Below are 981 nucleotides of genomic sequence, written 5' to 3'. Positions count from 1 at the left end.
TTTAAACGGGGTTTAACAAAAACAGCCCCCGTTTAAAATGTCCTATTAGAGCCTCATTTCTGACAGTTTAATCCGTTAAATATCCCACATATCCTCAAGATGATTTTGCACTAAACTAGTGTATTTATGTTTCGGATAAAACATAACGTGAACACTGATTTTCTATATTACTTTATTTACTGGAATTACGGTGTACTTATTTACAATCTTAATCACGCTTTGGATTAAAATAGTCTTTATTTACTTTAGGTGTATTAAAAGTTCAATATAATCAATATGATTTAGAGTACTTAAAATAAATATAGGAGAGGTAATGTCTAAACACAAACTACTTACAGAGCAAGAATATGAAGCCGAAGCTAAACAGCATATTGACTGGCTTAATTGGATATTTGGAATTACAACATTTGTACTGACCTTAACATCACTTCAATTTGATCATCCATGGAAAGTGTGTTTTGTTGGTAGTTTCTTAATTGTTCCAATGTATATACATGGTTATAGGTCATTCCCTCCTTCGCTCATAACATTGAGGGAATTGTGTAAAGAGGACCCTAAAAACGAGGAGTTAAAGGAATTAACTGAGCGCTTGGAGAAAAAATTCCATGGAATACGAGTGTTCATTTCTGCAGCTCCATTTTGGATCTCTATGGTATTTTACACTTTTGTTTTTGGTACTATGATTGAGTCCTTTGATTTTGTACTCCCGTGGATCGAATGGATTAAAACTTAATAAATATTTTACTTGTTCTCATTAAAAGGAGTTAGTTGATGATAGGAAAAATTTTATCTACTGTGGCGTTGTTTACTGCTTTTAATGTTGTGGCTGAAAACGAGTCTATCGAGTCATTTAGTAAAGCCAAAAAGTTACTGGCGCAAAAGGTTTATTACGATCATCGCGTGACATTGTATTGTGATGCTACTTTTGACGAGAAGAAGTTTATAGATATGCCAAAGGGTTATAGAGCAACTGCGGGCTAT

Annotated in this window: 1 protein-coding gene and 1 pseudogene; both read left to right on the top strand. The window is 33.5% G+C overall.

Going from position 1 to position 981, the window contains the following annotated elements; all coding sequences use genetic code 11:
- The first annotated feature begins 313 nt into the window (after nt 1-313).
- A complete protein-coding gene (locus BT797_RS20710) occupies nt 314-733 on the top strand; it encodes a hypothetical protein (protein ID WP_075473340.1) in 420 nt (139 codons plus the stop codon).
- Between the two features lie 38 nt (nt 734-771).
- Nucleotides 772-981: pseudogene (locus BT797_RS20705) on the top strand (endonuclease I); the annotation flags it as partial.

Origin of the sequence: Moritella viscosa (genome assembly GCF_900120065.1) — a bacterium.
In the GTDB taxonomy this organism is placed as follows: domain Bacteria; phylum Pseudomonadota; class Gammaproteobacteria; order Enterobacterales; family Moritellaceae; genus Moritella; species Moritella viscosa.
The sequence above is the reverse complement of the archived record's forward strand: the minus strand, read 5'-3'. Positions and strand labels throughout refer to the sequence as shown.

Excerpts from the sequence above, each read along its gene's own strand:
- BT797_RS20710 (WP_075473340.1), top strand. The coding sequence starts at position 314 with ATGTCTAAACACAAACTACTTACAGAGCAAGAATATGAAGCCGAAGCT.